Source organism: Polyangiaceae bacterium (assembly GCA_016715885.1).
GTDB lineage: Bacteria > Myxococcota_A > Polyangia > Polyangiales > Polyangiaceae > Polyangium.
The window spans coordinates 553,948-578,975 of record JADJXL010000020.1 but is presented as its reverse complement, the minus strand read 5'-3'; the positions used below and the strand labels follow the sequence as shown (position 1 = coordinate 578,975).

Here is a 25,028-nt window from a genome sequence, read left to right as displayed (position 1 = left end):
ACCCTAGCACGGCGCCTTTCCCGGCTTGATGCGGTCAGAATCGTCCGCAAATGCCGCCATGCCGATGGGTTCCTGGTATGGATCGAGCAATCTGCAAATGAGCGACGACCTCGTGCGCGTCGACGCAACCGGGACAGCGCATCCGGTTGGCAAAGTGGCCAGCCAAAAGATGCGCGCAAGGCAGGGCGGTTTCCGACTCATGCCGTCGCCCGCGCACGTCGTATTGATGCGCAAAGCCGACGAGCAAGGACGCGCCATCCCAACCGATGGATCGCTCCGCCTGTGCGGTGAAATCACCACGGCGAGCGTGCTGTGCGACGTGTTCGCGATGGTCGGCCAGAGCCGCTGGAGCGGTGAGCTGTCGGTCTTCGACGGAACCGCACTGCGAAGCGTGTTCTTCGACAGCGGCACCATCATCAGTGCGCAGTCCAATGTCGAAGGCGAACGCCTCGGCGAAGTGCTCTACCGCTACGGCGCGCTCACGAAAGATCAGATCGCAGCGGTCATGAAAGCGGTCACGGCCGAGACGCGGTTTGGCGAAGCCGCCGTGCGCATGTGCCTCATCACGCGCGAAAAATTGTTTCAGCTCATAGCAAAGCAGGTCGAGGAAATCGTCTACGCGACGCTACACACCGAAAGCGGCGTCTTTTTCTTTCTCGATCGCTTCGACGAATCGCGCCTGGCGTCACGGCAAAACATGCCCGTGAACAGCCTCATCATGGAAGGCGTCCGGCGCATGGATGAAATGCGGTACTTCCGCGAGCGCATTCCGTCCGATCAGCATGTGCCCGAACGCGTGAAGGATCGTGCGCGTCCGAAGGAAGACGAGCTCGTGCGCGTGTACAACGCGATCGACGGAGCGCGATCCATCGCCGACATCTGTCGCGTCGTGGGGCAGGGTGAGTTCGACGTCACGCGACACGTGTTTCAGATGATGCAGGAAGGTTGCGTCGTCGTGCGTCCACCACGACCGACGGGACCGGCAGCGATCGTGGCGCTCTTCAACGAAGCCATGACGCTCGTGATGCGCGAAGTCGATGCGGTGGGTCGAGGCGACGAAGTGCGCAAGCACCTCGCTTCGTTTGCAACGGGTGCAGGCATCTACGACACGCTGTTCATGCGCGCAGGGCCCAAGCCCGATGGAACGCTCGACGAGCAGCGGCTCATCGACAACGCATCGATGCTCGCAGGGCCGGATCAAGCCGAAGGCATGCTTGCGCAATGGCTTCACGACTACGTGTCGTTTGCCGTCTTCATTGCGGATCCGGTGCTTCGAGCGTCCGCGGGATCATCGAAGCATGGTCCTGCGTTTGCGAAGAACGTGTCGGAGATTGTCGCGCCGCTCGCGCAAAAGCGTTGAGCACCAACGTTTCATCCGCGACGAATGTCGTACGCGCGGATCTTCTTGTGCAGGTTGGTTCGTTCGACGCCGAGCACGATGGCTGCGCGTGAAATGTTCCACTCGAGGCTTTGCAGCACTTCGATGATGTAGCGACGTTCGGCTGCATCTCGGAACTCGCGCAACGTGAGACGCCGGCCTCCTTCGGATCGAGGAATCTCGGCGAGTGATGGCGGTGCAGGAATGCTCGGTGCCGGCGTGGATTCACGCGGTGCGGGCGCTGATTCGTTGCCGATGTCGTCGTCGAAGGGGCTCGCGTGCGGATCTTCGGGAAGATCGGCGATGGTCACCATGTCACCGGACAAGATCGCCGCGCGTTCGATGACGTTTTTCAGCTCGCGTACGTTGCCCGGAAAGCTGCGGATTTCGAGCGCACTGTAGACCGTGGGATCGATGCGCTTTGGCTTGAGGCCGTTCTCTTTGCAGAACGCGGTCATGAACGCATCGGCGAGCGGGCGGATGTCCTCCATGCGTTCGCGCAGCGCAGGGACGCGAATCGGGAAGACGGCCAAACGGAAGTACAAGTCCTCGCGAAAGCGACCGGCAGAAGCTTCGCGTTCGAGGTCTTTGTTGGATGCGGCGAGAACACGGACGTCGACCTGTATCGAATGTTCGCTGCCGAGGCGGCTGACTTCTCCGGATTGCAGCGTGCGCAAAACCTTGGCTTGCGCCGATGGAGCCATGTCGCCAATCTCGTCGAGAAACAGCGTGCCTCCATGAGCCTGTTCGAAGAAGCCTCGTTTGCGAGACACAGCGCCCGTGAACGCGCCTCGTTCGTGCCCAAATAGTTCACTCTCGAACAATTCGTTGGGAATTGCTGCGCAATTCACTTTGACGAACGGGCCTGTCGCGCGCGGGGACAAACGGTGAATGGCGCGGCTGACGAGCTCTTTGCCCGTGCCGCTTTCGCCCATGATGAGCACGCCGGTTTTCGTCGGAGCAACGCGATCGATCTCCTTGTAGAGGCGCTGCATCGCGGCGGATCGTCCGATCATTTCGTACCGAGACAGAAGCTCGGTTTCGAGGTCGCGAACTTTGCGTGCGAGCTCGGATGAATGGAGCGCGTTCTTGACGCTGACGAGCACGCGTTCGCGCGTGACGGGTTTTTCGAAGAAGTCTCCCGCGCCGAGTTTGATGGCTTTTACGGCGTCGTGAACGGTGGCGTGTCCGCTGATCACCACGACAGGCAGTGCTCGCGTGGACTCGTCATGGCGGATGCGTGCGAGCAGCTCGAGGCCGCCGATTCCGGGCAACATCAGGTCGATGATGACGAGCTCGACGGGCTTTTGGCCGTGCGCCAAGAGCTCCAGGGCTTGCTCGCCGGATTCCGCTTCGATGACGTCGTACCCATCGCCTCGAAGCACCAGATCGAGCGTTCGGCGGATGTTTCGTTCGTCATCGACGACCAGGACCGTCGGACGAACCGGCGCTTCGCCTGGCGGATTCGGAGTGAGCTCGTTTGCGGCGGATGGCTGGTGTTCCACGGAGTTCGATATGCCCTAGAACGCAGTCGAAATCGTGGCAGAACGATTCGAGGGATTGGAACCTCGGTAGAAGCCCCCATTTTTCGGGCACTCATGGTTCCCCCAAACTCGCCCGCTTCGCGGGCTCGAACAGTGGGACCCACCACGAGCGCCCGAAAAATGGGGACTTCTACCTCGTTCAAGATGCAGCGAGAGCCATTGTTTGGCGTTCTGAACATTCATGCGCGATGCCGAAAGCAGAACCACTGGCGCGCAGCGCCTGGAAAGGTTAGGGACGCGGTGATGCGCGCGGTTTTCGCTCTTGCTCGATCGCCTTTGATGTTTGCGGCTGCCTTTGCCGCACTTCCGCTGCTGTCGGGTTGCGACATGCAGATCGGCGACGGGAGCAAGGCGACTCTGACGTACACCGAGGACGCTCGCGATGCCTACGAAGAAGCGATGCGCGCATATCGCAGCAAGTCGTGGGAAGACGCGCGAGCGCTCCTGTCCGAAGTGCGCAAGCTGTTCCCTTACAGTCGTTACGCGACGCTTGCCGAACTGCGCCTGGCGGATCTGAACTTCGAGCAAGAGAAGTACGCGGATGCGGTGTCTTCGTATCGCGAGTTCATCCAGAACCACCGGATGGACAAGGACGTCGAATACGCGCGGTATCGCATTGCAAAGTCGCTCTACCGGGACATCGACGAGACGTTCTTGCTCCCGCCTGCGGAAGAACGCGATCAAGCGACGGCACAAGAAGCGTATCGCGAAATCGAAGCGGTTTTACGCGACAATCCGCGCAGCCGTTACTCGGACGATCTCCGCAAGATGCGAAATGCCGTGCAGGGAAGGCTCGTTCGGCACGAGCTTTACGTGGCGCGGTTTTACCTGCGGCAAGACCGGTATCCGGCGGTGATCGCTCGCATCGACCATGCGGTGAAGACCTATCCAGGTTCGGAGCTCGAGCCGGAAGCGTTGGTGCTCAAAGCAGAAACGCTGCTCAAGATGGACCAGGAAGACAAGGCGCGAGCGTTGTTCCAGAAGGTCATCGACGAGTACGGCGGCCCGTTTGCCGTGACGGCGCGCAAATTCTTGGGTGATCTCGATGCGCGCGACGGAAAGCAATCTCCCAAGGCGGAGCAGGGATCCTAGAACGCATGGATGCGTCGCAAATGCGACCCACTGCGGGCGTGCGTTACGCCGTCGAGCGGTCGGGCGAAGAAGGATCGGTCGTCACGTATCGCGGTTTTGCGCATCTACCCGACGCCGACATTCCGCTCGTCGTACGTGTCGAACATGACGACGCGGACGGGAAAACGACGGTCGTGGCCAACGTCGAAGATGCGGCACATGTCGCGGATGGTCCTGGGCTCGAGCGGGCAGCCGCGGCGCTCGTCAAGGCGGCGGCGCGTGCTTCGCGCGATGCGGGTCGGGCGCTGCCGCGACGGATCGTGCGATGGCGAGGGCCGTGAAGTGTGGTGTGTCCATCACGCACGGCCGCTTTGCCTAGCCGCGCGCGTACTCGAAACATGGTAAGGGTCTTTCATGGCTGAACAGAGGGTGCCGATGACACCCGAAGGGCAGGCTCGGCTTCGCGATGAGCTCGAACGGCTGAAGAAAGTCGAACTGCCGCAAGTGGTCAAAGACATCGGCGTTGCACGCGATCATGGGGATTTGTCCGAAAACGCGGAGTATCACGCAGCGAAAGAGCGTCAGGGGCTCATCGTTGCGCGGATCTCGTTCATCGAGCAGACGCTGAGTCGTGCGGAGGTGATCGATCCGTCGAAGCTCAGCGGGAGCAAGGTGCAGTTCGGTGCACGCGTGAAGCTTGCGAACGTCGATTCGGGCGAAGAATTCACGTACCAAATCGTCGGGCCGGAAGAAGCGGACATCAAACAAAACCGCATTTCGGTGTCGTCGCCTTTGGCCCGTGCGCTCATCTCGCGCGAAGTGGGTGACGAGGTGAAGGTCGTCATGCCCGCTGGGCCGCGTACGTTCGAGATTCTCGAGATCAGCTACGCATGACGGACCTCGGTGGGGACGGTCTGCACGTCCCTCCTGCCGCGCCTCGACGAAGCGCGAGTCAAAAGCGCGTCGTCGTCGATGAGCCGAAGGCGCCGGAAGCCGACGGGGTCGAACCGCGTCGTCGCAAGCGCATCGACGACATCGCGCTCGCATGGCGCATCGCCGATGGGTACCTCGCCATCGGTGCTTTTCTCCTGCTCGAAATCATTGTCGTAGCGATCGTCCACCGGCGTGAGCTCGTCGGAATCTACGAGCCAGGACTCGCGATCACCGCGCTTTGGCCCATCACGTTTGCCGCTGCAGCGCCGATTGCAGTCGCTGCTGGCGTGATCGTCGAGCTCGCGCGTCACGCGCAGTCGATGCTCGCTCGCCTTGGTTTGTCGCTCGCGAGTGCGGCGTACGGGGCATGGGTTGCGTTTGGAGTGTCGACAGGGCGGCACCTCGCGGGCGGAGCTCGGGTGCCGTTCGTGCTTGGTGTGGCGCTCGTCGGCTTTTTTGCAGCGTTTGCCGTAGGGCCACTTCTCGCGCGAGCGCTCGTGCCGCGCCGAGACAAACGGTTCGTCTTGCACGTCGTGCTCGCGGTAGTCGTCATCGAGATCGTCCTCGAGCTGGTGAATGCGCTGGTGCTTCCGCGTCTTTATCCAGCGTTTCACCGAGGTTTGGCGCTGCTGTCGCTGCTCGTCGTGCCGTTTGTCACGGTCGCCTTCGATGGTCTGCGCGAGCTGACCGCGGCCGAAGCAAGACCTGCGCGTGGTGTCGTCGGGCGTTACTTCGGCAAGCTCGCCCGTGTGGCCATGGCGCTCGTTGCGTTCGCATTGTGCTGTGCCGTGGCGAGCCTGTCGGCGCAGCGCATGGCGCCTGCGGACAACATGCGCCTCGTGTACGCCACGCATGCTCCCATCGTGTCGAACGGCGTCGAGATCGCGGCGCTCTTGTCGCCGCCACCGCCGCTCGACGATGCGCCCTTCATCGATGCCCAACGCCAGGCGGGCCGTTCGCTGGATCTGAGCGGTCGCGACATCGTGCTCATCACGGTCGACGCGCTGCGGGCGGATCATTTGAGCTCATACGGTTATCCGAAGAAGATCACGCCGAACATCGACGCGCTCGCGGAGGGCGGAGTCGTCTTCGAGCACGCGTACACGCCGACGCCGCATACGTCGTACGCGGTCACGTCGCTCATGACGGGCAAGTACATCCGTCCGTTGGTGCTCCAAGGTCTTGGTGCCGACTCGGAAACGTGGGCCGGTCAGCTTCGACGCTACGGGTACAAGACGGCAGCGTTTTATCCGCCCGCCGTGTTCTTCATCGATGCCGAACGCTTCGGGGCCATGCGCGATCGCGGGCTCGACTTTGAATACCGCAAGGTCGAGTTTGCATCGGCATCGCTGCGAGCCAATCAAGTGCGCGACTACCTGGATGCGGCGAAGGCGGATTCACGCCTGTTCATGTGGGTTCATCTTTTCGAACCGCACGAACCTTACGAAGCGCATGCGGACCACTCATACGGGGATCGAGACATCGATCGATACGATGCGGAAATTGCCGTTGCCGATGCGGGAATCGGCGAGATCGTCGCGGACATTCGGAAGCGCAGGCCGAACGCGCTGGTGATCATCAGCGCCGATCATGGCGAAGAGTTTCAGGAGCACGGCGGCCGGTATCACGGCACATCGGTGTACGAAGAGCAGGTGCGCGTGCCGCTCGTCCTGCACGCGCCGGGCCTGTTTTCGCCGCGCCGAGTCCCTTCGCCGGTGACGATCGTCGATCTCTTTCCAACGGTGCTTGCGGGACTCGACATCCCACGACCTGCGCGTGTGCGAGGTACGGACATCGGGCCGTTCATCATGGGAACGAACAGTCCGGAGAGTGCGCGAGGGTTTGCGTTTGCCGAAACGGACACGATGACGATGCTCGCACGCGGCCCGTTGCGACTCGTTTGTGCTCGAAGGATTGGCGCGTGCGCGCTGTACGACGTGAAGCAGGATCCGGGGCAAACGAGGGATCTGTCTGCGGTTCGAATTGGGGACATGGCGGAAATGCGTGCGGAGCTTCGAGCTGTGGAAGGCTCGCACGGTCGGTACGAGATCGCGGGGTTGCGCATCGAAGGCAAAGGATGGCCAGACGCGCTCAGACGCGGCATTGCAGGCGATGCCGATGCGGCTGAGGACGTCGCAGCGCTGCTCGACGATGCGGACGTCGCAATTCGTCGCAAGGCGGCCGAAGTGTTGTTCGAGCTGCGCCAGAGCGAAGTGGCGGCAACGATGCGACTGGCGCTGTTGCGCGACGAGGACGACGAGGTTCGGCGTTGGTGCGCGCTGGGTCTCACGCGTCTGGGCGAGGGTGCATCGCTCACGCGGGAGCTCGTGACCGACGCGGATCCGGCATGGCGTCACATGGCAGCGCTCGCGCTTGCGGAATCTGGCGATGGGCGAGGGGAGACGGAGCTCGTCGCGTGGCTGCGCGAGGGTTACGGAAAGAATGTTGCGGACAAGGATCGATTGCCGTTCGAGCGCGCGAAAGAGATCGTCGTGGCTCTCGGCAAAATCAAGGCGAAGTCCGCGGTGACGGCGCTCATCGACACGCTGGATGACGTGCGTCTTGCGCCGCATGCGGCGGCAGCGCTTGCGGCGATTGGTCAGGAATCGGCGCGGCCTGCGCTTGCAGAGCATCTTGCGACAGAGCGGTATCAGCATGCACGCGTGGCCCTCGCCGAAGCGCTCGTTGCGCTGGGTGGTGGTCCGGAGCTCGTAGCGCCGCTGGTGCGCCTCTTGGGCGTTCCGGATCCGCTTCCGAATGGGCTTCGTCTCGCCATCGAAGCGGACATCGTCAAACTCGTTGGAGGTCCAAGGGATCGCGATCTCGCGCGCCTGCGGCAGTTTGCGCGCAGTGGCGTACCGATTCGTATCGTCGTGCCCAAACGCGGCACGGGTGATGAAATTCGCGCCATTTGTCGCGCGCGTTCGATGGACGATCGCCCCGGTGAAATTCGGTTCGGGATGGGCAATGGACGGGTTCGTCCGAGTACGGGACGCGATCGTGAGCTCGTACCGATCCGCGCACCGGAGCTCGATCCGAAGAAGACCGCGATTTTGCACGTGCCGCCGGGTGAAGCCTTTCACGAGGTGTTCACGACACTTCCGGAATCGGTGGGCGTGCGTCCGGGGGACTTTGGGGAGTTTGTCGTGTACGCGACCCAAAATATCGAGATTACCGTCTGTGTGGTGGTCCCGCTGTCTCCCGAGCTTCCGCCGCCCCCGCCGGAGCCATGGACGCCCGAGACGTACGACGGGACCTCGCCCGCGCCTTCGGGGTCGGATCTGCCGCCTGGGGTGCCGAACGAAGGCTTGCCGTCTCCCTGAGCTTGCTCGTGGACGAGGGGGCGCCGAGGTCCGAGGGCATTTTTGGCCAGGCGAACGCTGGAAGGTTGATTGACGCCGCACTAGGCGCGGCTAGAGTCCCCGGCGTGCCGCGACAGGATAAGCAGCAAAAAGACCGCGACGAGCGTGACGAAGACGAGCGCGACGAAGACGAGCGCGACGAAGACGAATCGGATTCGGATGACGACGAAGCCGAGGATGACGACGGCAAAGCGAAGGCAAAAAAAGCTGACGATGCCGACGAATCGGACGAATCGGACGAGGACGAGGACGAGCCGGATGAGGCGGCGCAACGTGTTGCGAAGGCGCTCGGCGTAGCCGACGACGACGGCGACGGCGAAGCGAAGGAAGCATCCGAGGACAAACCCGAGGAGTCCGAAGAGGCTGAAGCTGCGAAACCGAATCGAGCGGCGCGTCGTCGTGAAGAAGCTCTGGCGCGGCGCAAGAAGCGCGCGGCGGTCGATGCTTCGAGCCCCGATGAAGACGCGGGATTGTCGAAGGACAAAAACGCTCGGGCCAAGGAGCTACTCAAGCGGCGTCGCGAACAAGCCGCGTCCGCGTCGCGTGGGCCCGCTGCGGGCTCATTGGATGCGGGTGAGATGGTCGACGATGCGCTTGCGCGTAGCGCGGCGGCGATCGGCAAGTGGTTCAAGTCGAACGTTCAAATCATCCAGTGGGTCGTTCTCATCGGATTGCTCGGTGCGGGAGGGTACGTCCTGTACACGATGCGCACGGAAAAGAATGCCGGTGAAGCGTCGTCGAAGCTCCTCGCGGGCGTTGCGGCGGATCGCGGCATCGTGCTCGAGGAGGACAAGCGTTCGGACGACGAGAAGGAGTACGATCCGCGGCGTGTTTTCAAGACGTCCGGCGAACGAGCCGATGCGGCTTTGACCGCGTTTGGTGGCGTCGTCGAGCAGCACGCAGGTTCCGGTGCGGCGATCTTGGCGAAGCTGGGCCAAGGCGGCGCGTACCTCGAGAAGAAGGAGTACGACAAGGCGATCGCTTCGTATGCCGAAGTTCTCGCGTCGCCGCTTGCCGCAGCCGATCCGGACGTGAAGGGTCGAGCAACGGAAGGCACTGCGTTTGCCAAGGAAGGCAAGGGGGATCTCGACGGAGCGCTTGCGAGCTTCAAGGAGCTCGGAGGGGTCGACGTCAAGGGTTACAAGGAGCTCGCGACGTATCACGAGGCGCGCATCCTGTTTGCGAAGGGCGACAAGGCGAAGGCAAAGGAATTGCTCGAGCCGCTCAACACGAAGCTGACGACGCCTTCGACCGAGCCGCAGCCGATTGGGTATTTGAAGGGTGCCGTGGGTGATTTGCTGACGCAGATCGATCCGGGTGCGACGGCCGCGAGCAAGCCGCCTGCGGGCAAGATGCCCACGCCGGAAGAGCTTCAGGACATGGCCCGACGCGCTCAGGAAGCCCTTCAGAAGAAGGCTCCTCCACAGAACGGGACCCCTTGAGCACGATGCTGGCGATGTTTCGGCCGATCACCGCATCTCGCAGCGTCGCAACGCTTGGCGTGGCGCTGGCTTGTGCCGTGGGAGCGCTTGGCTGTGAGACATCCGGCATTCCGGCAACGCCGCAGGTGCCGACGTGGTTGCATCATCCCGGTGGCGCGTTGTCCGTATGGCTTCGCCGCCCGCTGACGTCGGAATCGCGTAAGCAAGCGGAGATGTACGAGCGAGGGCAACCAGCGCTCGACGTCGAAGGCCGGCGCGTGTTCGTCGGGTCGAGCGACAATGGGATGTACTGCCTTCGGGCGCAGGATGGCTCGACGCTGTGGCGATTCGAGACATTGGGTCCGGTGCAGAGTGAGCCACTTTACGACGCTAAAGAAGATACGCTGTATTTCGGCTCGAACGATGGGGCTCTGTACAAGGTAGCGGCGAGCGACGGGAAGCTTTTGTGGCGGTTTGCGACGAACGCGGAGGTTCTGCGACGGCCGGTGCTGCGTAACGGCATCGTGTACGTGATGAACGCGAACGACACGCTCGTTGCGATGCATGCGGACACGGGTGCGCTGAAGTGGCATCAGCATCGAACGCCGGCGTTTGGGATGGAAGTGTCTGGTTACGCAGGGCCGGCGCTGGGTCGCGACAAGATTTACACGGCGTTTTCCGATGGTGTTGTGCTTGCGTACGACGCCGAAGATGGGTCGGAACAGTGGCCGATCGTGGATTTGGCGGCGGAAGCCGAGGCGACTGCGCCGGGCGATCGCGTGCGGTACCTGGATGTGGACACGACGCCGGTCGTGTCGCGGATTTCGTCGGGCGAAGTGGTGTTCGTTGGCAGTTATGCGGGCGGTGTGTTTGCGCTCGACGCGGAAAACGGCACGCGGGCGTGGGTGAATGACAAGGCGGTCGGCGTGACCGAGCTGATGTTGTGGGAGCAGCCCGAGCACGCGCCGCATGATGGGCCGCTGCCGACGGTGGCTGGGCAGCGGATTCTGTTTGCGGCGTCGGGTCTGACGGGGCTGTGGGCGCTCGATCCGAACGACGGTCGCACGCTTTGGCGGCGGAACTTGCCGGAAGGCGGCATCACGATGCCCGTGGCGGTGGCCGGAGCGTTGGTCGTGGGAACGTCGCGGTACGGGTTGTTCTTGTTTTCACCGGTGAACGGTGGGCTCATCGATGGGATTTTGCCGGGCGCGAGCTTCGCGATGACGCCGGCGGTCCACGGGGTGCGAGCGTTCGTACTGGACAACGGCGGTTCGTTGCTTGGAGTCCAGGTCATGCCGCCGCGACCCGAATCGAAGAAGGCGGACTGGCCGCAGTTCTGAGGCGCCTGGTCGCGCGTGCGACCCGCGTGAGCGCTGCGAAAAGGTGGTTGGCACCTTGGGAGCCGGGTTGGGCTGCGCCCAAAGTGGTTGGCACCTTTGAAGCGCGTAACGTGCGTGTGGAGCGCGCGGACAAACCGTCGTTGCACGCAGACTACGCCGCGTTTCCAGCCCGTTTCCCCCTTCTCGCACCGTCGCCAAAATTTCGCATAAGATACATTATGTCAACTAAACACGTCGGGTGGTCGTCACGGCTGGGCGCGTCACATGTCCGCCGCTCCGCGCGGACGACCCATGCGCATCGAACCCGTCGACGTCAGCAAACACCGCGACGTCCCAAAGTGCCTGGCACCTTTTCCCAGGCACCTTGTCCAAAGTGCCTGGCACCTTCCTACAACCGCGGCGCGACCACCGTGACTACTGCGCTCTCAGCCGCTTCCAGATCACGACCTCGCCGGGCCGCGTCAGCGGCCTTCCGCCGGATCGCTCATCCACCCAGCCCTGCGCCTTCGCGCTCGCCCCAGCGCCGATCTCCGTGAACCCGTGGTGCGCGTAGAACGCCGTTGCCCACGCCGCCTTGTCGACCTTTTTCGCAACGACGTCGGCCAAGCCCGCTCGCACCGCGTCTTCTTCCACCGTGGCCAACAGCTTCGAGCCGACCCCGAAGCGCTGAAACTGCGGATGCACCGACAGCTCCTCGATGTACGCCACGCCCGGCGATTCGTCCCGCCACGCCACGTAGCCCGCGACCTCGTGATCCGCTTCGGCCACGTACACGTTGTGGTACCGCGGCAAGTGCGCAATGTCCGCAAATGTGCGCACTGGCACCTCCGCCGCGTCGAAACCAAGGTCGTGATACATCGCCGCGCAAGCTCGCTCGACCTCGACGAGCGCTTCGACTTGGACCTCTTGCAGGCGTGAAACTCGGATGCGTGTCGGGCGGATGCGTTCGTCGCTCATGGCAAGCTCGTTCCCGGTGAAAAGATCAAAGGCCGAAGAGTTTTCCAAGCGCCGCCGCTTCGGTCTCGGACGACGGCAAAAGAAGCGCGGATACCGTGCCTGGCGGTGCCGATGTGTGCGGCGCAAGCGCAAGAACACGCATGTCCCCTTCCCGTCCAAACACCGCAACGCGGATCGCCGTGACGGTTGCGACGCGCGCGGCGGCCGTCATGGCAGGTGGCGCTGCGACGGCGTGTGTCGGCGCGGGTTGAGCCATCGGGGCCGGTGCCGCGACCGGTTGTGCAACCTGCGCGTGCGGCTGCACAGACTGCGGCTGCGTCACGGGCGGTTGGCTCACCGGTGCGTGGTGCTGCATGATGTTCGGCAGCGCCGCAGGCCTCACGCTTGCCGGGCCTTTGCTCTTCGGCAGCACCGGCTGCACGGATGCCGGTGCAACGGGAACCTGAGCGGACACGGGAGCCGGTGATGGCGCTGCAACCGGAGCCGGCGCAGCCGTGATGGTGATCGGTGCCGGCGCGACGACCGGAAGCGGCGCCGGCGTATTGGCGGCTGCTGCCGCGGCGGCTGCCGCTGCTTTCGCCGCTGCAACTTGTTTCGCCGTGTTCTTGCCCGAAATGATGTGCGTCACGCCGTCCAAGTCATCGATCGGCATGTCGAGAAGCGCCTGCCGATTACGCGCAGCCGTCACCTCCTCGTCAGGCGGCGGCGGAGGCGGCGCGAGCGGCGGTGGTGACGCCACGAAATCGCCCCACGCTTGATCGATGATCGTCGTCTTGGGCGCGGCCCGCTTACTCGACCCGCTCGCAGGCTTGCCGGGACTGCTCTGAGGTGCTGCTGCCGGCGCGACCGGGGCTTTCCCACGAAGCGAATTGGGATCCGCGGCGACGCTCTTGCGCGCACCCGTTCTCGATGGAAGGCGCTTGCGCGTCGGCATCGCCACGGGAGGCGCTGCTGCTGTACGCGGTGCGGCAACCGGCGGCGCTGCTGCAGGAGGCGGCGGAGTGCTCGGGATGACCGGGGCTCTGGATGCCGGCGCTACCGACATCGGCGCCGGGGTTTGTCCGGGCAAAGACGCTGGCGGCCGCGCACTCGCGCGCGGTGCTGGCGGAGGCGCGCTGCGCACAGGCTGTGGCGGCGGCGCGATCGCGGGTGACGCTTGCGTTGCTGGCGGGAGCGATGGCTGAGGTGCTCGAGCTGGCGGCGGTGGACGGTTTGTCGGAAGCGGCGGAGGCGGTGGCCTCGCGGCAGCCGGAGCCGGTGCTGCGGCTTGCGGCGGCGTTACGGGTGCCTGCGTTGCAGGCGCAGAAGGTGCCGGTTGAGCCTGCGCACTGGCAGCAGCCGCGATCAAGGGCTGAATGTCCGCAGCCGCCTTGAACAGCTCCAGCGAACGAATGTCCCTGTCCGCATCCGAAGCTTGCTCGGCAGCTCGCTTCAGCCACTTCAAAGCTTCGACGCGCTCACCTCGACCCCACAGCGTCACTGCTGTCGAGAGCGCCCAGTGGACATCTTCATCATCGTCGTCTCGAGGAGACGGAATCGCATTGTCAGCCATCGTTTTCGTGCCTGCGCGTCCTACCTACGCCCAATAACACGATACGCGTCCGTTCGTCTCCGTGAACAGCGCAAAGCAGGGTCTATTCGGGGAGATTGAATGCAGAGCGGATGTAAAGCGGTTGGTGTGTGTTTTTTCTGGCGGTCGTGGTGGTTCCTGCTGTTTGAACCCGCCCAGCGGGCGAGTTCAGGGGGACCGCGAGTGCCAGGAAAAACACACCTCAACTGCGTCCTTGCATCAGGCGAATGGCTCGTACCGTCGGTACTCGTGCGCGCGAAGCAAGCGTGCCAAATCCAGACTCGTCTTCAACGAATCAGTAGCTACCGCGCTGCACCGGCAAGCAGATGCCCATCGCGCACAGCAGCAGATCGATGTCCGCACCTGCGCAACTCACCTGCTTCATGCAGTAATCATCGTACGCACACAAACGATGACACGACTGATCGCTACCCAAAGCGCGCACGTTCATCAAACACGCCCAGCCGCTCGTCAGCCACGAAGCTTCAGGTTTGCCCGCGTCGAACAGACAAACTTGTTTGAGCTCCTTGACGTCGTAAACATCAGCCGTGCACGAATCCCGCTCGATCTTTTCACGCGCCTTGCTCATCGTGTTCAGCAGGTACGTGAAGTCGCACGTGCCGCCCGAAGTCGAGTCCCGTGAAACGCGATCACGTAGCGTCGGAATGTCCACCGCACGCTGCCGCACACCACGCACTGCCGAAAGCATCGTGTTGTTGCCCCCGTCTTCTTTCTGCCCTTCTTTCAGCGCCGAAAGAACACTCTCGATTTGCTTCTCGACCTCGGGATCATCCTTGTCGGAATAACCGAGTCGAATGTGCTCGGGAGGCGTTCGCGGCGTACACGGTCGCGCGTTTTCCCAAAGCGCTTCGCTCACGACCGGAGGGCGCTTCGTGTCTGCTCGTTTGCAAACCCCTATCGCCCCCGATGGAACGGATGCACTCCCGCGACCCGCAGGTTCTCCCGGCGGCTCCGCGTGATACTCCGTCGACGCACAACTCGCAGTCCCCACGGATCCAAAAAGCGCGATGACGGCAAGCGCTGCGATCCGAAGCAAGCCTCTCCTCTTCGTTCCCACACGAGCACGGTAGCAGAGCGAGCCCCTTGGACTGAAATCCTCAGCAACTCGTCGCAGCGAAAAATGCTCCAAGGGCTTGGATTTCAACATTTTTTGCCCCTGCTTCAGGCGCCTAGGCTCGTCTCGTGGATGAGATGATCGACAACCGCCTGATAGCTCTGCGTCTTCGCGTAAACCGCAAGCTGCTTGTCGGCACTCGTCCCCTCCACGAGGATCTTGCGCACGCGATCGAGCTCCTCTTGCGACTTGAAGATATCGGCCGCCTCCGACACGAAATCCAAAAGCTCGCTGATCAACGCTCGCAGCGGCACCTGCCTCTGCTTGCCGAAGTCGATGAGCTGCCCGTCGATGCCGTAGCGCACCGCGCGCCACTTGTTCTCCTCGACGAGCTCACGAGCATACTCGCGGAAGCCCATGTTTCGTTGGTACAGCAAATAAAGTTTGCCCATGATCGCTTGAATGAGCGCCGCGAGTGCCACCGTGTCGTCGATGCGCGTCGACATGTCGCAGATGCGCACCTCCACCGTGTCGAAGAACGGATGCGCCCGAACGTCCCACCAAATCTTCTTCGCGTTGTCGATGCAACCCGTCTTCACCAGCAAGTCCACGTACGACTGGTACTGATGGTACGAGTCGAAATGGCCAGGGATGCCCGTGCGCGGGAATCGCTTGAAAATCTCGCTTCGGATGCTCTTCAGACCGGAATTGCGACCAAGCCAGAACGGGCTCGACGTCGACAGCGCCAAGATGTGCGGAAGGAAGTAACGAACCTGGTTCGCAAGCGCGATCGCGACCTCCTTGTCCTTGATGCCCACGTGCACGTGAAGCCCGAAAATCAAGTTCGCGCGAGCAACGTCCTGAAGATCTTCGACGATGACTTTGTAACGTTCGCCATCAGTGATCTCCTGCCTCTTCCAATCGCTGAACGGATGCGTGCCGGCGGCGACGATGCGCAGACCATGCTTGCTCGCAAGCCCGTTCAGCTCACCTCGTAGCTCGCAGATCTCCGACCGCGCTTGCCTGATGTCACGACAGATGCCCGTGCCCGTTTCGACGACCGACTGATGCATCTCCGGACGCACGCGCTCGCGAAGCAGCGACTGCTTGCCACCTTCCTCGAGGAGCTGACTCACGTACGAACGCAGCTCGCGCGATTCGGGGTGAACGATCTGAAACTCTTCCTCGATGCCGAGGGTGAATTGGTTGTCGAGAAGCCCAGAAACCGTAGTGCTCATGCGTGTCACTCCCTGTCGACAAACTCAAAGCAAATGAACGATAGAGCCGCTCACTCAGGCGGCGTTAGAGCTTTGCTCGATGATGAACGTCGGAACGGTGCCGGCCCCCGTGTGCACGTTGCACATGTTCGTCGCGGACAGCCGCCCCAAAAGTCCACCTAGCTCGCCACGGAACAGGATCGGATCGAGCTCCATGTAGCGACGCGAAAAATACAGCTCCCCGGCCGCTCCCACCTCGGGAAACATCGACGTTGGCAGCGGAACGCGAAGCTGCAAGACGGACGGATCGACGAGCCCTAGCTTCAGCGCTCGCTCCCACACGGCCCCTTCGACGCTCGCACCAATCAGAACACCACGACCACCGAGCTCGTCATTTGGTTTGAGCACCAAACGAGTTCGGTTATCGCGTGCCCAAGGAAGCAGATCGATGGTTTGTCCGTCCGGACCTTCGGTCTTCGTCTCTTCGACTCGGCGCGTCCACGGAATGCACTGACGCACGCTCGCCTCTTCCTCCGGCGTGAAGGAAGACGTGACACGTGGGTCGAAGAGCAGCGCGAACAGCACCTTCTTGTCGAGCAGCTTGGCGCGGAAGCTGTTCACGACGCACACGACGCGCGCCTTGTAGGCCTCGATGAGCGCTTTCACTTCGTCTTCGCGCCCGAGCAGCTCGCTCGTCAGCACGCGGCGGTAGACCAGATCGATCACTTCGCCGCGGCTCGACAGCAGACCGTCTTTGAATTCGAGCTCTCGCGGGTCGACGAATCGAGCTGGAATGCCGTGACGCTTGAAGCGTTCGCAGATCATGTCGAACTCGGTTCGAGTCGCGACTTCTTGCCAATCGACGACGGCGACTTTGGGAACGTGCGTCCCTCCAAACTCGTGCCATGCATCGAGGATGGCGCCGACGAGCGAATTGCCGCTGTAGATGGGCGTCGCCGGTGCTCCGCGGATGAACTCGCGCATCGGCTGAAAGCCTTCGAAGATCTCCGTGAGGCGATCCGCGTAGCTCGGCCCGAACGCACCTTCGGCGTTCAGCTCGACGAACGAAATGTCGGGCCCTGAAAGGATCGCGTCGAGACGCGTCACGACACCGACGGATTCGAAGGCTGGGTTGTAGGAGAAGAGGCGCCTTTCGCCGTCGGTGAGCGCGAGCAGCTCGAGCAGTTGAGGTTCGCGCAGGACGATGTCTTTCGCTTTGATGATGGCACTGCGAAAGTGTTCGACCGCGCGACGAAGCTGCATGTATTGCGGGCGCAGCACGAAGTTTGGCCGGAGAAACGTGCACAGTGGCCTACCGGCAAACACCGCACCGCGAGCGACCATGCGCTCGACCAGTGCGAGGTGATCTTCTCCGCCTCGAGCCACGTAGGCCGTGAGGACGTCGTGGTAGCGATCGACGGCTTCGTCGATCGCTGCCGTCCACGGGTGTTTCGGAGGCCTCTCGCTCGTCATCCGCCGCGATCCCAACGAATCGGTTCGACTTCGCCGGCCAGCTTGTGCCACGACGTGTAGCGATCGCGAATCGTCCGGCCTTCTTTCGCCGCGCGAACGCAGAAGTCGACCATCCAATCGGTCACCGTGTCGAAGAACCGCTCGCCGAGGTGCTCGATGTGCATGTCGGGTGCGGGGTTCGTGAAGTCGATGGCGTACGGCACGCCGTCGCGCATGGCGAACTCGACCGAGTTCATGTCGTAGCCGAGCGCGTGGTTGAGGCGCAGGGCATCGTGCACGACGCGGTCGTGCTGATCTTTGGGGAGCCAACGTTCTTCGTCGCGGAAGATGTAACGCCCTCGCAGCCCCGTCGGACCGATTTGTTTGGGATCGTATTGAATCGTCAGCACGCGTTCGCGGCCGATGCAGATGCAGCGCACGTAGTCATCGAAGTCGATGAACTCTTGCAGTGTCATCACGTTCAGGCCCGATGCGTCGTACGCCTTGAGCAGCTCGCCTGGCGTGCGCACGACCGTCACGTCTTTCCATCCGCCGCCGTCGGCGGGTTTCAGGATGGCGGGGAACTTGACGTAGTCGACGATGGCTTCCCAGTTCAGTGGGAACTCGAGGTTGCGCAGGCTGCGATTTTTGTCGATGGCGGGGATGTATTCTTTTTGCGGCAGCATCACGGTGCGAGGCGTTGCGACGCCGATTCGTGATGCGAGCGAGAAGCCGAAGAACTTGTCGTCGGCGCTCCACCAGAACGGATCGTTGATCACGTAGGCGCCACCGAGAGCCGCGGCTTTGAGGTGGAAGCGGTAGTGCTTCACTTCTTGGCTGATGCGATCGACCAGGACGCGGTACGGCGAAACGAAGCGTTCCGGCGTTCCGCCGATCTTCGCGAATTCTGCCGAGATGCCTGATACTCGGTTGCATCTGTCGATGAAGGCCTGGGGGAAGGACTTTTCCCAACCCGCCAGAATGCCGATCCGCTCCGTCATAGGTGTCTCTCCGTTGCTCCTCTTCGGTGTTCGTACGGGACCGACTCTAGATCGCCGTTCGATCCGAAGGGAGGCAAATCGGGCGCTGGTGGGGAGAGCGTCTGTGAAGCCCTTTCGCGCCTCACCCCCTAGCCCCCTCTCCCCGTCGCTTCGCTCCGCGGAGAGGGGGAACTACGGCATTGTGACGCTCGTTCTTTCTCCCCCTCTCCACGCAGCGGCGTAGCCGCGGAGCTGGAGAGGGGGTCGGGGGGTGAGGCGCGAGCCCCCCATCGTGAACCAAGCCCTGCGCGCAGCGCGCGAACAAATTCTGACCCCCCTTCAAAAAAGTTCTTGACGGCAAAGCTTCGCCATGTAGACTCCGCGGCCTCTCCGACAGGGCGGGTAGCTCAGCGGTAGAGCGTCGGCCTTACAAGCCGATGGCCGCAGGTTCGAACCCTGTCCCGCCCACCAGGCGAAAAAGGTCCTTGACCAGCGGTTGCATGTCGAAGTAGTAGAGCAGTCCCCGAGTTTACGATTGGGGTGGTAGTTAAGTTGGTTATAACGCCGGCCTGTCACGCCGGAGGCCGCGGGTTCGAGTCCCGTCCACCCCGCCAGTAAGCCCAAGCAGTACGTAAGACAGCCAATCCGAAAGGGTTGGCTGTTTTGCTTTTGTTCTGGTTACAGTCAAACGCCCACGCCCCATCGTGCGATACGAATGTTTCATGCGCTGAAACACGCCGTGTTACATATCGACGCAAGCTACGAGAAATACAATAGAAACTGGTTGGCACGCTGGTTGCTTGTGTGAAACAACCATGCAACCCTTCAATCCCCTCCCCGCCCTTGCGGGTGGCGCCCTGATCGGTCTTGCCGCCTCCGTGCTGCTCCTTTTCAGCGGACGAATCGCTGGGATCAGCGGCATCGTCGGCGGTGGCCTCATGCGTGCCGCAAAGGACCGCGTCGACAGGCTGCTCTTCATCGGAGGGCTCATCGCTGCTGGGATGGTCGTTTATATCGTTCATCCATCGAGTTTCCCCGATGCGAGCAGCGTTCCTGTCGTACCCGCCATTGTTGCCGGTTTGCTCGTTGGTTTCGGCACGCGGCTCGGCAATGGTTGCACGAGCGGCCATGGCGTGTGCGGTTTGAGCCGCTTTTCTGTGCGATCGCTCGTTGCAACGGTGACCTTCATGGCCGCGGCCGCGATAACCGTATTCGTGACTCGGCATATCCTGGGAGGTGCGTCATGAGTAACACCGGTAAAACACGATTGGTTTTTCTCGTGACGGGGCTCTTGTTCGGCGCTGGACTTGCCATTTCGGGTATGGTCCTTCCGGAAAAAGTTTTGGGTTTTTTGGATGTTACCGGAGAATTGGGATCCAAGCCTCGCGTTCGTCATGCTCGGCGCGATTCTCGTGCACATTCCGGCCGTGCGGTTTGCCCACCGTCGTTTGCAATCGTTTCTGGGCGAGAGTTTCCAATTGCCGAAGCGCAAGGACATCGATTGGCGGCTCGTCGTCGGAGCGCTCGTCTTCGGTGTTGGATGGGGCATCGTGGGCATTTGTCCCGGTCCTGGCATCGTGAACCTCGTCACGGCAAGCCCCGGCGTCTTGGCGTTCGTCGCGGCAATGCTCGTCGGGATGCTTGCCGAGCACGTTTTCGAGCGACGGATCGCGACTGGACAGAAAACCTGACCTCGTCTATATGGACCGCGGCCGCGTGAAAGGCCGCGTTCGTCCATGAGAATCCTGAGCTGGAACGTGAATGGGTTGCGATCCGCCATGGGAAAAGGTTTTTCCGGGTGGCTTGCAGGGGCAAACGCCGACATCGTGGGCGTGCAAGAAGTGCGTGCGGCGGCCGATCAAGCGACAGCGTGTATCGCGACCATCGACGAAAGCTGGCATCGCGCGTTCGTCGCGGCGGATAGACCGGGGTACAGCGGAGTCGGCTTGCTTTCGCGCCTGCGTCCGGATCGCGTCGTCACGACGATGAAGAACCGCGAATTCGATGCCGAAGGGCGCGTGCAGATCGCGCGGTTCGGCCGCCTGACGCTCGTGAATGCATATTTCCCGAATGGAAGCGGCACCGAGCGCGACAATGGCCGAGTGCCTTTCAAGCTCGCGTTTTACCAACGCATTTTCGATATGCTCGAACCGAAGCTGCGGCGCAAAGAGCCGGTGCTCGTCATTGGAGATTTCAACACCGCGCACCGCGAAATCGATCTTGCTCGGCCCAAGGAAAACCAAAAAACGAGCGGCTTTCTGCCGGAAGAGCGCGCCGAGCTCGACCGCTGGATTGGCTCGGGTTATGTCGACACCTTCCGAGCGTTCGAACCGGGGCCTGGCCATTATTCATGGTGGAGTCAAAGGTTTGGCGTAAGGGCCAAAAACATTGGATGGCGTATCGATTACGTACTTGCGTCCCCCGCGGCTGCGAAATACGTGCGCCGCGCCTTCATCGAACCTCACGTGATGGGCAGTGACCATTGCCCCGTGGGCGTCGACGTGGATCCGGCCATCGTGGAGTAGCAGACCGGGTCTGGATCCCCTGGAATTTTCCAACTCCTCCCTTTCCCACCGGCGCAATGTGCGGTATACTGGACGGACGAACCCTTACGGCTTCCTTCTTGCTGAAAGTGAACGTCCATGAAAACTGAGCTCGCACTTCTGTCCGTGCTCGCGATGGCGGGCATGGCTTCCGTATTCGGCTGTTCGGCCAGCGAAGCTGGTCTCGATGCATCCAATGGCTTTTCCAGCGGTGGCGATCCTGGCGGCAATCTCGGCGCCGGCGGTGGAGGCAACGAGCCACCTCCTCCCCCGCCCGAAGAGGAGCTAGAATCGAATTACAGCGCGCCTGTCGCGACCGGTAACTACGTGTGGATTGCCAATCCCACGAGCGGTCGTGTGGCATACATCGACGCCACGACGCTCGAGGTCAACGTCGTCGAAGCAGGCAATGCTCCGACGCACGTCGCCGCCATTCCCGATCCCAATGCGGATGTCGCCATCGTGCTCAATGTCCTGTCGAACGATGCGACCATTCTCCGCGCCAAAGGAACCGACCTCACGGCCGAATCGCTTCCCGTGCCTTCGTCCGGCAATGCGTGGGCCGTATCGGACGATGGCCGGTGGGCCATTGCATGGACCGATGCGCGGCGTATCGACGATGCCGATCCCATTGACGGATATCAAGACATCACCGTGCTCGATCTGAAATCCGGCGCAATGAAGTCCACTTCGCTCACCGTCGGATACCGCCCGGTGGCCGTTGCTTTCGATTCCGCAGAAACGCGTGCTTTTGCCGTCACGCAAGACGGCATCAGTGTCGTGTCGCTCACGGGCGGCGCGCCGATTGTCGCGAAAAACATCAAGCTGTCGGATCAGCCCATCGGTGATGCCTCTACGCGCGATGTTGCCATCACGCCCGACGGCTCGTACGCGCTCGTTCGTCGCGATGGCGAAAAGCTCGTCAACATCTTCTCCCTTGCCGATGGCACGCGCACGGACGTTGGATTTCCCGCTCCGCCAACGGACCTCGACCTCTCGCCCGATGGAACGGTAGCGGTCGGTGTCGTTCGCGAAACCAGCCAGGTTGGCCTTTTGCCAATTCCGGGCATCCTTGCGGATCCTTTCAGTTATCCGCTCGTCACGATATCCAATGCGACGGTTGGTTCGGCGTCGCTTGCCGCGAAGAGTCCTGTCGCGCTTTTGTACACGAATGCCACGCCAAACCCCGTGCTCACGGTGCTCGATACGTCCGCCGCCGTCCCGGATCCGCGTCTGATCCAGCTTTGGGCGCCCATCAAGGCGGTTTTCCCAACCGAGGATGCTTCTCACGCCGTCGTTTTGCACGACGCGGGTGGCAGTATCGGTTCGGAATACCCCGCAGCCATGAGCATCGTGCCGATTGCGGAAGACTTGCCCGCCAAACTCATGGGCCTCGACGCCCCGGCGATATCGGTAGCCGTTGCTCCGGCAGGTCATCGCGCAATTGTCGCGACCGGCGATGAAATGAACCCCAAATATCGACTCTACGTTGCTTCGATGCCGTCGCTCGAAGTGAAAAAGTACGAGCTTGCAAGTCAGCCCATTGCGGCAGGTATCGTCGCGGGCGCTGAACGAGGATTCGTCGCGCAGAAACACCCCGACGGTCGCATTACGTTCGTGGACTTCAACACGGGCTCCGTGCGTACGCTCACCGGATTCGAGCTTGCTTCGCAGGTCATCGATGGGAGTGGAGAATGAATACGTTACGTTCATTGAAATGGCGGCTCCCTGTGCTCGCGCTCTTTGGCATGACCGCGATGGGCACGGCTGCTTGCACCGACCGCGCTGCCGAATGGAGCGCAACCATTACCAAAACGCCGCTCATCACGGCTGGCCTGCGAGGCTCCGCGGCCATCGTCGATCGCGACGCGAATCGCGTGCTCATGCTTCCCGTCGAAGGCGACTTGTCGCTCGCCCCGATGTCGATTCCCATGGGGCATGGTTTTGCCGCTGCAAGGCTCACATCCGACGGCACGCGCCTGCTCACGCTGAGCCGAGGGGACGTGCCGCGGCGCAAAACGACGGACGAAGGCCCGTCGCTTTTGGTGATCGATGGAAACGTGAATCCGCAGCCGCTCGTGAAATACGACCTGTCGGATCCGCTCTCGGGCCTCGAAATCGATCCACGGTCGGAATTTGCCGTCGTTTACCCGTCGGCATCGGATACCGAGACATTCGTGCAAAATCCGAACGAGCTCGTGCTCATCAAGCTTGGTCAGCCTGCATCGGCGACGAATCCCGTGCCCATTTCATTGCGAAGTTTCGGTGGAAGGCCGCAAGCATTCACGTTCACCCCCGAGCTCGAGCTGCCCGGAGGAAACCGTCGATTGCTCGTTGCCAGCACCGATCGCGACGTTGCGCTGGTCGATCTGAGTGCCCCGGAAAAGCCCGAAATTACTGTGAAATTGACGAGTGGTGCCGATATTCTCCGGCCTGCTGGGACTGCCGTCAGCGATGGCGAGCCGGGCGTCGACGATGATGCGCGCATTGCCATTCGTGTGGCGAACGATCCAAACGTCATCGTGCTCGATCTCTTGCCCACGCCAGCGGGCAAAGAATCGCCGCATTCGTTCTTGCCGGTTCCGAACATCAATTACGTGGGCGGAGTGCCAACCGACATGGCATTCGTGAAAACCGACGGAGGCCTCCGGCTCGCGGCGCTCGTGCCGTCGAAAAAGGCGCTCACGCTCGTCGAGCCGGTGACGGGAACGACGTCGGATGTGGACCTTGGTGCTGCATTCGAGCGGATTACGATCGTCACGGATATCGTGGGTGAAACGACGAATGGTGGCGATATTGCGCTCGTGTGGTCGACATCCACGCCGAACGTGGCTTTCGTATCGCTCGGCGTGACGATTGGAAAACCGTACAAGAGCGTCGAGCGGCTGGAGCTCGTGGAATCGGTGTCTTCGGTCATCGATGTGCCTGCGCCGAACAATCATCTGAAGATATTGGCCATGCCGAGTGGCAGGAATTTCGTCGTGCTCGATTTGATTTCGCGCACGGCGTCGCCCATTCTCGCTTCCGGCGGTGGTGCGCGTGCGGTGGTATCGCGTGATGGCATGCGTGCGTGGATGGTCGCACCGGGTGCGAATTCAGTGGCGCAACTGGATCTCGGTACGCTCCATCCGAAGAACGTATTCTTGAATTATGGCGTGCAAGACGCCTACGAAGTCGAGCGGCGTGATGGAGGCCGAGCTGTCGTTGCGATTCATCCCGCGGGCACGGTGGGTGCCACGGTATTCGACGCAGCGAACCCGTCGCTCGAAAACTCCATCGAATACCTTGGTTTGCTGCTGGGAGAATTCCAATGAATAGCGTCGCAAGAGCCCTATCATGTGCGGCGTTGGGCACGCTTTCGCTGCTCGCATCGAGCGCGCGGGCCGACGACAAACCCGAAGCCGCGGTCGATGCAGCGGCGATGCCGTCACCGTCGGATGAGCCCAAGACCGCGGCGTCGACGCCGGCCGGAGAAATCGAGCTCTACAATGCTGCCGTGAATCGAGCATTTGCCGGCAGCGAAGTAAAACAACCCGAAGCGCCTGCGCGCCCGCACATGTTTGGCGTGTACGTGGGGTTTCGTTTCTTGAACCTGACGCACCCAGGGTATGATCCGTATTCCGAAAGCGATGCGCTGGTGCAGAATGCGCTTGGTTTTACGTTCACGCCGTGGAAGTCCGAGCGCCTCCAATTGCATTTCCTCGGTGAGTGGAACATCGGAGCATCCTCGGCGTATGCGCGTGGCGCGCAAACGGACCTCCTCGTCAATCGGGTTGCATTGGGCGTCGAAGGCCGCTGGATGCCCAAATCGAGGTTTTACCTGTACGCAAAAATTGTTCCTTCGGTCGTGAACCTGAGCGCCAAAATCGAGGATTGGGATCTCGGCGTAGACCTCGAATCGAGCTCGTGGGCGATGGTCTTGGACACGTCCGCGGGCGCGGCTTTGCGGCTGGGCACGGCGGGCAAGGCGCCGGGGCGAACGGCATCGTTTTGGCTCATGATGGATTGGGGATACGCATTTGCCAGTCAGGCATCGATGACGTTCCGCCCGCCGGAAAACGAGGACGAACCGCGAAAGTTTGGCGCGATAAACCTCCCCGGGCTCCGCCCCGGAGGTTTTGTCACACGCGCGAGTTTTGGTGTGACGTTTTGAACCCAACTTGGGAATCGAGGTCGCAGTCCGAA

The 25,028-nt window shown here is 62.0% G+C and carries 19 protein-coding genes, 2 tRNA genes and 1 pseudogene; 15 read left to right on the top strand and 7 right to left on the bottom strand.

Features of this window, described 5'->3' with window-relative positions; translation table 11 throughout:
* Positions 1-97 precede the first annotated feature (97 nt).
* Positions 98-1,360 carry a DUF4388 domain-containing protein gene (locus IPM54_27695; GenBank protein MBK9263576.1) on the top strand — a complete coding sequence of 421 codons (1,263 nt, stop codon included), beginning with the start codon at positions 98-100 and terminating at the stop codon, positions 1,358-1,360.
* Between the two features lie 11 nt (positions 1,361-1,371).
* On the opposite strand, the gene IPM54_27690 is transcribed toward IPM54_27695, so the two are convergent.
* A complete protein-coding gene (locus IPM54_27690; protein MBK9263575.1) occupies positions 1,372-2,883 on the bottom strand; it encodes a sigma-54-dependent Fis family transcriptional regulator in 1,512 nt (503 codons plus the stop codon).
* A 318-nt stretch (positions 2,884-3,201) separates the two neighbouring features.
* Here IPM54_27690 and IPM54_27685 point away from each other — a divergent pair, with 318 nt between their 5' ends.
* The 6 genes from IPM54_27685 to IPM54_27660 all read left to right on the top strand — a co-directional run bounded on the left by IPM54_27685 (position 3,202) and on the right by IPM54_27660 (position 11,049).
* Positions 3,202-4,014, top strand: coding sequence for a tetratricopeptide repeat protein (locus IPM54_27685; GenBank protein MBK9263574.1), 813 nt, complete (start codon positions 3,202-3,204; stop codon positions 4,012-4,014).
* Positions 4,015-4,034: 20 nt separating this feature from the next.
* The gene (locus IPM54_27680) at positions 4,035-4,334 is read left to right on the top strand and encodes a hypothetical protein (GenBank protein ID MBK9263573.1); all 300 of its coding nucleotides are present in this window, start codon (positions 4,035-4,037) and stop codon (positions 4,332-4,334) included.
* Positions 4,335-4,407: 73 nt separating this feature from the next.
* Positions 4,408-4,887 carry a transcription elongation factor GreA gene (greA, locus tag IPM54_27675; GenBank protein MBK9263572.1) on the top strand — a complete coding sequence of 160 codons (480 nt, stop codon included), beginning with the start codon at positions 4,408-4,410 and terminating at the stop codon, positions 4,885-4,887.
* Positions 4,884-8,249, top strand: a complete 3,366-nt coding sequence (locus IPM54_27670) for a sulfatase-like hydrolase/transferase (GenBank protein MBK9263571.1) — start codon at positions 4,884-4,886, stop codon at positions 8,247-8,249. The genes greA and IPM54_27670 overlap by 4 nt, the downstream gene beginning before the upstream one ends.
* Positions 8,156-9,730, top strand: coding sequence for a tetratricopeptide repeat protein (locus IPM54_27665; protein ID MBK9263570.1), 1,575 nt, complete (start codon positions 8,156-8,158; stop codon positions 9,728-9,730). Before IPM54_27670 ends, IPM54_27665 begins: the two co-directional genes overlap by 94 nt.
* Before the next feature lie 14 nt (positions 9,731-9,744).
* Positions 9,745-11,049, top strand: a complete 1,305-nt coding sequence (locus IPM54_27660) for a PQQ-binding-like beta-propeller repeat protein (protein MBK9263569.1) — start codon at positions 9,745-9,747, stop codon at positions 11,047-11,049.
* Positions 11,050-11,463: 414 nt separating this feature from the next.
* On the opposite strand, the gene IPM54_27655 is transcribed toward IPM54_27660, so the two are convergent.
* From IPM54_27655 to IPM54_27630, 6 genes are all read right to left on the bottom strand, one after another.
* A complete protein-coding gene (locus IPM54_27655) occupies positions 11,464-12,006 on the bottom strand; it encodes a GNAT family N-acetyltransferase (GenBank protein MBK9263568.1) in 543 nt (180 codons plus the stop codon).
* Between the two features lie 25 nt (positions 12,007-12,031).
* Entirely contained in the window at positions 12,032-13,558 is a 1,527-nt protein-coding gene (locus IPM54_27650) for a hypothetical protein (protein MBK9263567.1), read from the bottom strand.
* A gap of 313 nt (positions 13,559-13,871) precedes the next feature.
* Positions 13,872-14,633 carry a hypothetical protein gene (locus IPM54_27645; GenBank protein MBK9263566.1) on the bottom strand — a complete coding sequence of 254 codons (762 nt, stop codon included), beginning with the start codon at positions 14,631-14,633 and terminating at the stop codon, positions 13,872-13,874.
* 125 nt (positions 14,634-14,758) lie between these two features.
* Positions 14,759-15,889, bottom strand: coding sequence for a carboxylate-amine ligase (locus tag IPM54_27640; protein MBK9263565.1), 1,131 nt, complete (start codon positions 15,887-15,889; stop codon positions 14,759-14,761).
* A 54-nt stretch (positions 15,890-15,943) separates the two neighbouring features.
* Complete coding sequence (locus IPM54_27635) at positions 15,944-17,341, bottom strand: hypothetical protein (GenBank protein MBK9263564.1); 1,398 nt, start codon at positions 17,339-17,341, stop codon at positions 15,944-15,946.
* Positions 17,338-18,321, bottom strand: coding sequence for a hypothetical protein (locus IPM54_27630; protein MBK9263563.1), 984 nt, complete (start codon positions 18,319-18,321; stop codon positions 17,338-17,340). The genes IPM54_27635 and IPM54_27630 overlap by 4 nt, the downstream gene beginning before the upstream one ends.
* Positions 18,322-18,696: 375 nt before the next feature.
* Between IPM54_27630 and IPM54_27625 the strand changes: the two genes are divergently transcribed.
* The 8 genes and pseudogenes from IPM54_27625 to IPM54_27590 all read left to right on the top strand — a co-directional run bounded on the left by IPM54_27625 (position 18,697) and on the right by IPM54_27590 (position 24,996).
* Positions 18,697-18,771: transfer RNA gene (locus IPM54_27625), tRNA-Val, on the top strand.
* Positions 18,772-18,837: 66 nt separating this feature from the next.
* Positions 18,838-18,914, top strand: a tRNA-Asp gene (locus IPM54_27620).
* A 201-nt stretch (positions 18,915-19,115) separates the two neighbouring features.
* Positions 19,116-19,547, top strand: a complete 432-nt coding sequence (locus IPM54_27615; protein ID MBK9263562.1) for a YeeE/YedE family protein — start codon at positions 19,116-19,118, stop codon at positions 19,545-19,547.
* A pseudogene (locus tag IPM54_27610) lies at positions 19,544-19,991 on the top strand (YeeE/YedE family protein). The gene IPM54_27615 and the pseudogene IPM54_27610 overlap by 4 nt, the downstream one beginning before the upstream one ends.
* Before the next feature lie 45 nt (positions 19,992-20,036).
* Positions 20,037-20,825, top strand: coding sequence for an exodeoxyribonuclease III (gene xth, locus IPM54_27605; GenBank protein ID MBK9263561.1), 789 nt, complete (start codon positions 20,037-20,039; stop codon positions 20,823-20,825).
* Positions 20,826-20,942: 117 nt separating this feature from the next.
* On the top strand, positions 20,943-22,541 hold the full coding sequence (locus IPM54_27600) for a hypothetical protein (GenBank protein MBK9263560.1): 1,599 nt from the start codon (positions 20,943-20,945) through the stop codon (positions 22,539-22,541).
* Positions 22,538-24,157, top strand: a complete 1,620-nt coding sequence (locus IPM54_27595; GenBank protein MBK9263559.1) for a hypothetical protein — start codon at positions 22,538-22,540, stop codon at positions 24,155-24,157. The genes IPM54_27600 and IPM54_27595 overlap by 4 nt, the downstream gene beginning before the upstream one ends.
* Positions 24,154-24,996 (top strand): hypothetical protein, encoded by an 843-nt coding sequence (locus IPM54_27590; GenBank protein ID MBK9263558.1) that lies wholly within the window; start codon positions 24,154-24,156, stop codon positions 24,994-24,996. Before IPM54_27595 ends, IPM54_27590 begins: the two co-directional genes overlap by 4 nt.
* The last annotated feature ends 32 nt before the right edge of the window (positions 24,997-25,028 follow it).

Bases quoted from the DNA above. Each gene is read 5' to 3' on its own strand.
- IPM54_27695 (MBK9263576.1), top strand. From the start codon at position 98: ATGAGCGACGACCTCGTGCGCGTCGACGCAACCGGGACAGCGCATCCG.
- IPM54_27685 (MBK9263574.1), top strand. From the start codon at position 3,202: ATGTTTGCGGCTGCCTTTGCCGCACTTCCGCTGCTGTCGGGTTGCGAC.
- IPM54_27680 (MBK9263573.1), top strand. From the start codon at position 4,035: ATGCGACCCACTGCGGGCGTGCGTTACGCCGTCGAGCGGTCGGGCGAA.
- greA (MBK9263572.1), top strand. From the start codon at position 4,408: ATGGCTGAACAGAGGGTGCCGATGACACCCGAAGGGCAGGCTCGGCTT.
- IPM54_27670 (MBK9263571.1), top strand. From the start codon at position 4,884: ATGACGGACCTCGGTGGGGACGGTCTGCACGTCCCTCCTGCCGCGCCT.
- IPM54_27665 (MBK9263570.1), top strand. From the start codon at position 8,156: ATGGACGCCCGAGACGTACGACGGGACCTCGCCCGCGCCTTCGGGGTC.
- IPM54_27660 (MBK9263569.1), top strand. From the start codon at position 9,745: ATGTTTCGGCCGATCACCGCATCTCGCAGCGTCGCAACGCTTGGCGTG.
- IPM54_27655 (MBK9263568.1), bottom strand. From the start codon at position 12,006: ATGAGCGACGAACGCATCCGCCCGACACGCATCCGAGTTTCACGCCTG.
- IPM54_27650 (MBK9263567.1), bottom strand. From the start codon at position 13,558: ATGGCTGACAATGCGATTCCGTCTCCTCGAGACGACGATGATGAAGAT.
- IPM54_27640 (MBK9263565.1), bottom strand. From the start codon at position 15,889: ATGAGCACTACGGTTTCTGGGCTTCTCGACAACCAATTCACCCTCGGC.
- IPM54_27635 (MBK9263564.1), bottom strand. From the start codon at position 17,341: ATGACGAGCGAGAGGCCTCCGAAACACCCGTGGACGGCAGCGATCGAC.
- IPM54_27630 (MBK9263563.1), bottom strand. From the start codon at position 18,321: ATGACGGAGCGGATCGGCATTCTGGCGGGTTGGGAAAAGTCCTTCCCC.
- IPM54_27615 (MBK9263562.1), top strand. From the start codon at position 19,116: ATGCAACCCTTCAATCCCCTCCCCGCCCTTGCGGGTGGCGCCCTGATC.
- xth (MBK9263561.1), top strand. From the start codon at position 20,037: ATGAGAATCCTGAGCTGGAACGTGAATGGGTTGCGATCCGCCATGGGA.
- IPM54_27600 (MBK9263560.1), top strand. From the start codon at position 20,943: ATGAAAACTGAGCTCGCACTTCTGTCCGTGCTCGCGATGGCGGGCATG.
- IPM54_27595 (MBK9263559.1), top strand. From the start codon at position 22,538: ATGAATACGTTACGTTCATTGAAATGGCGGCTCCCTGTGCTCGCGCTC.
- IPM54_27590 (MBK9263558.1), top strand. From the start codon at position 24,154: ATGAATAGCGTCGCAAGAGCCCTATCATGTGCGGCGTTGGGCACGCTT.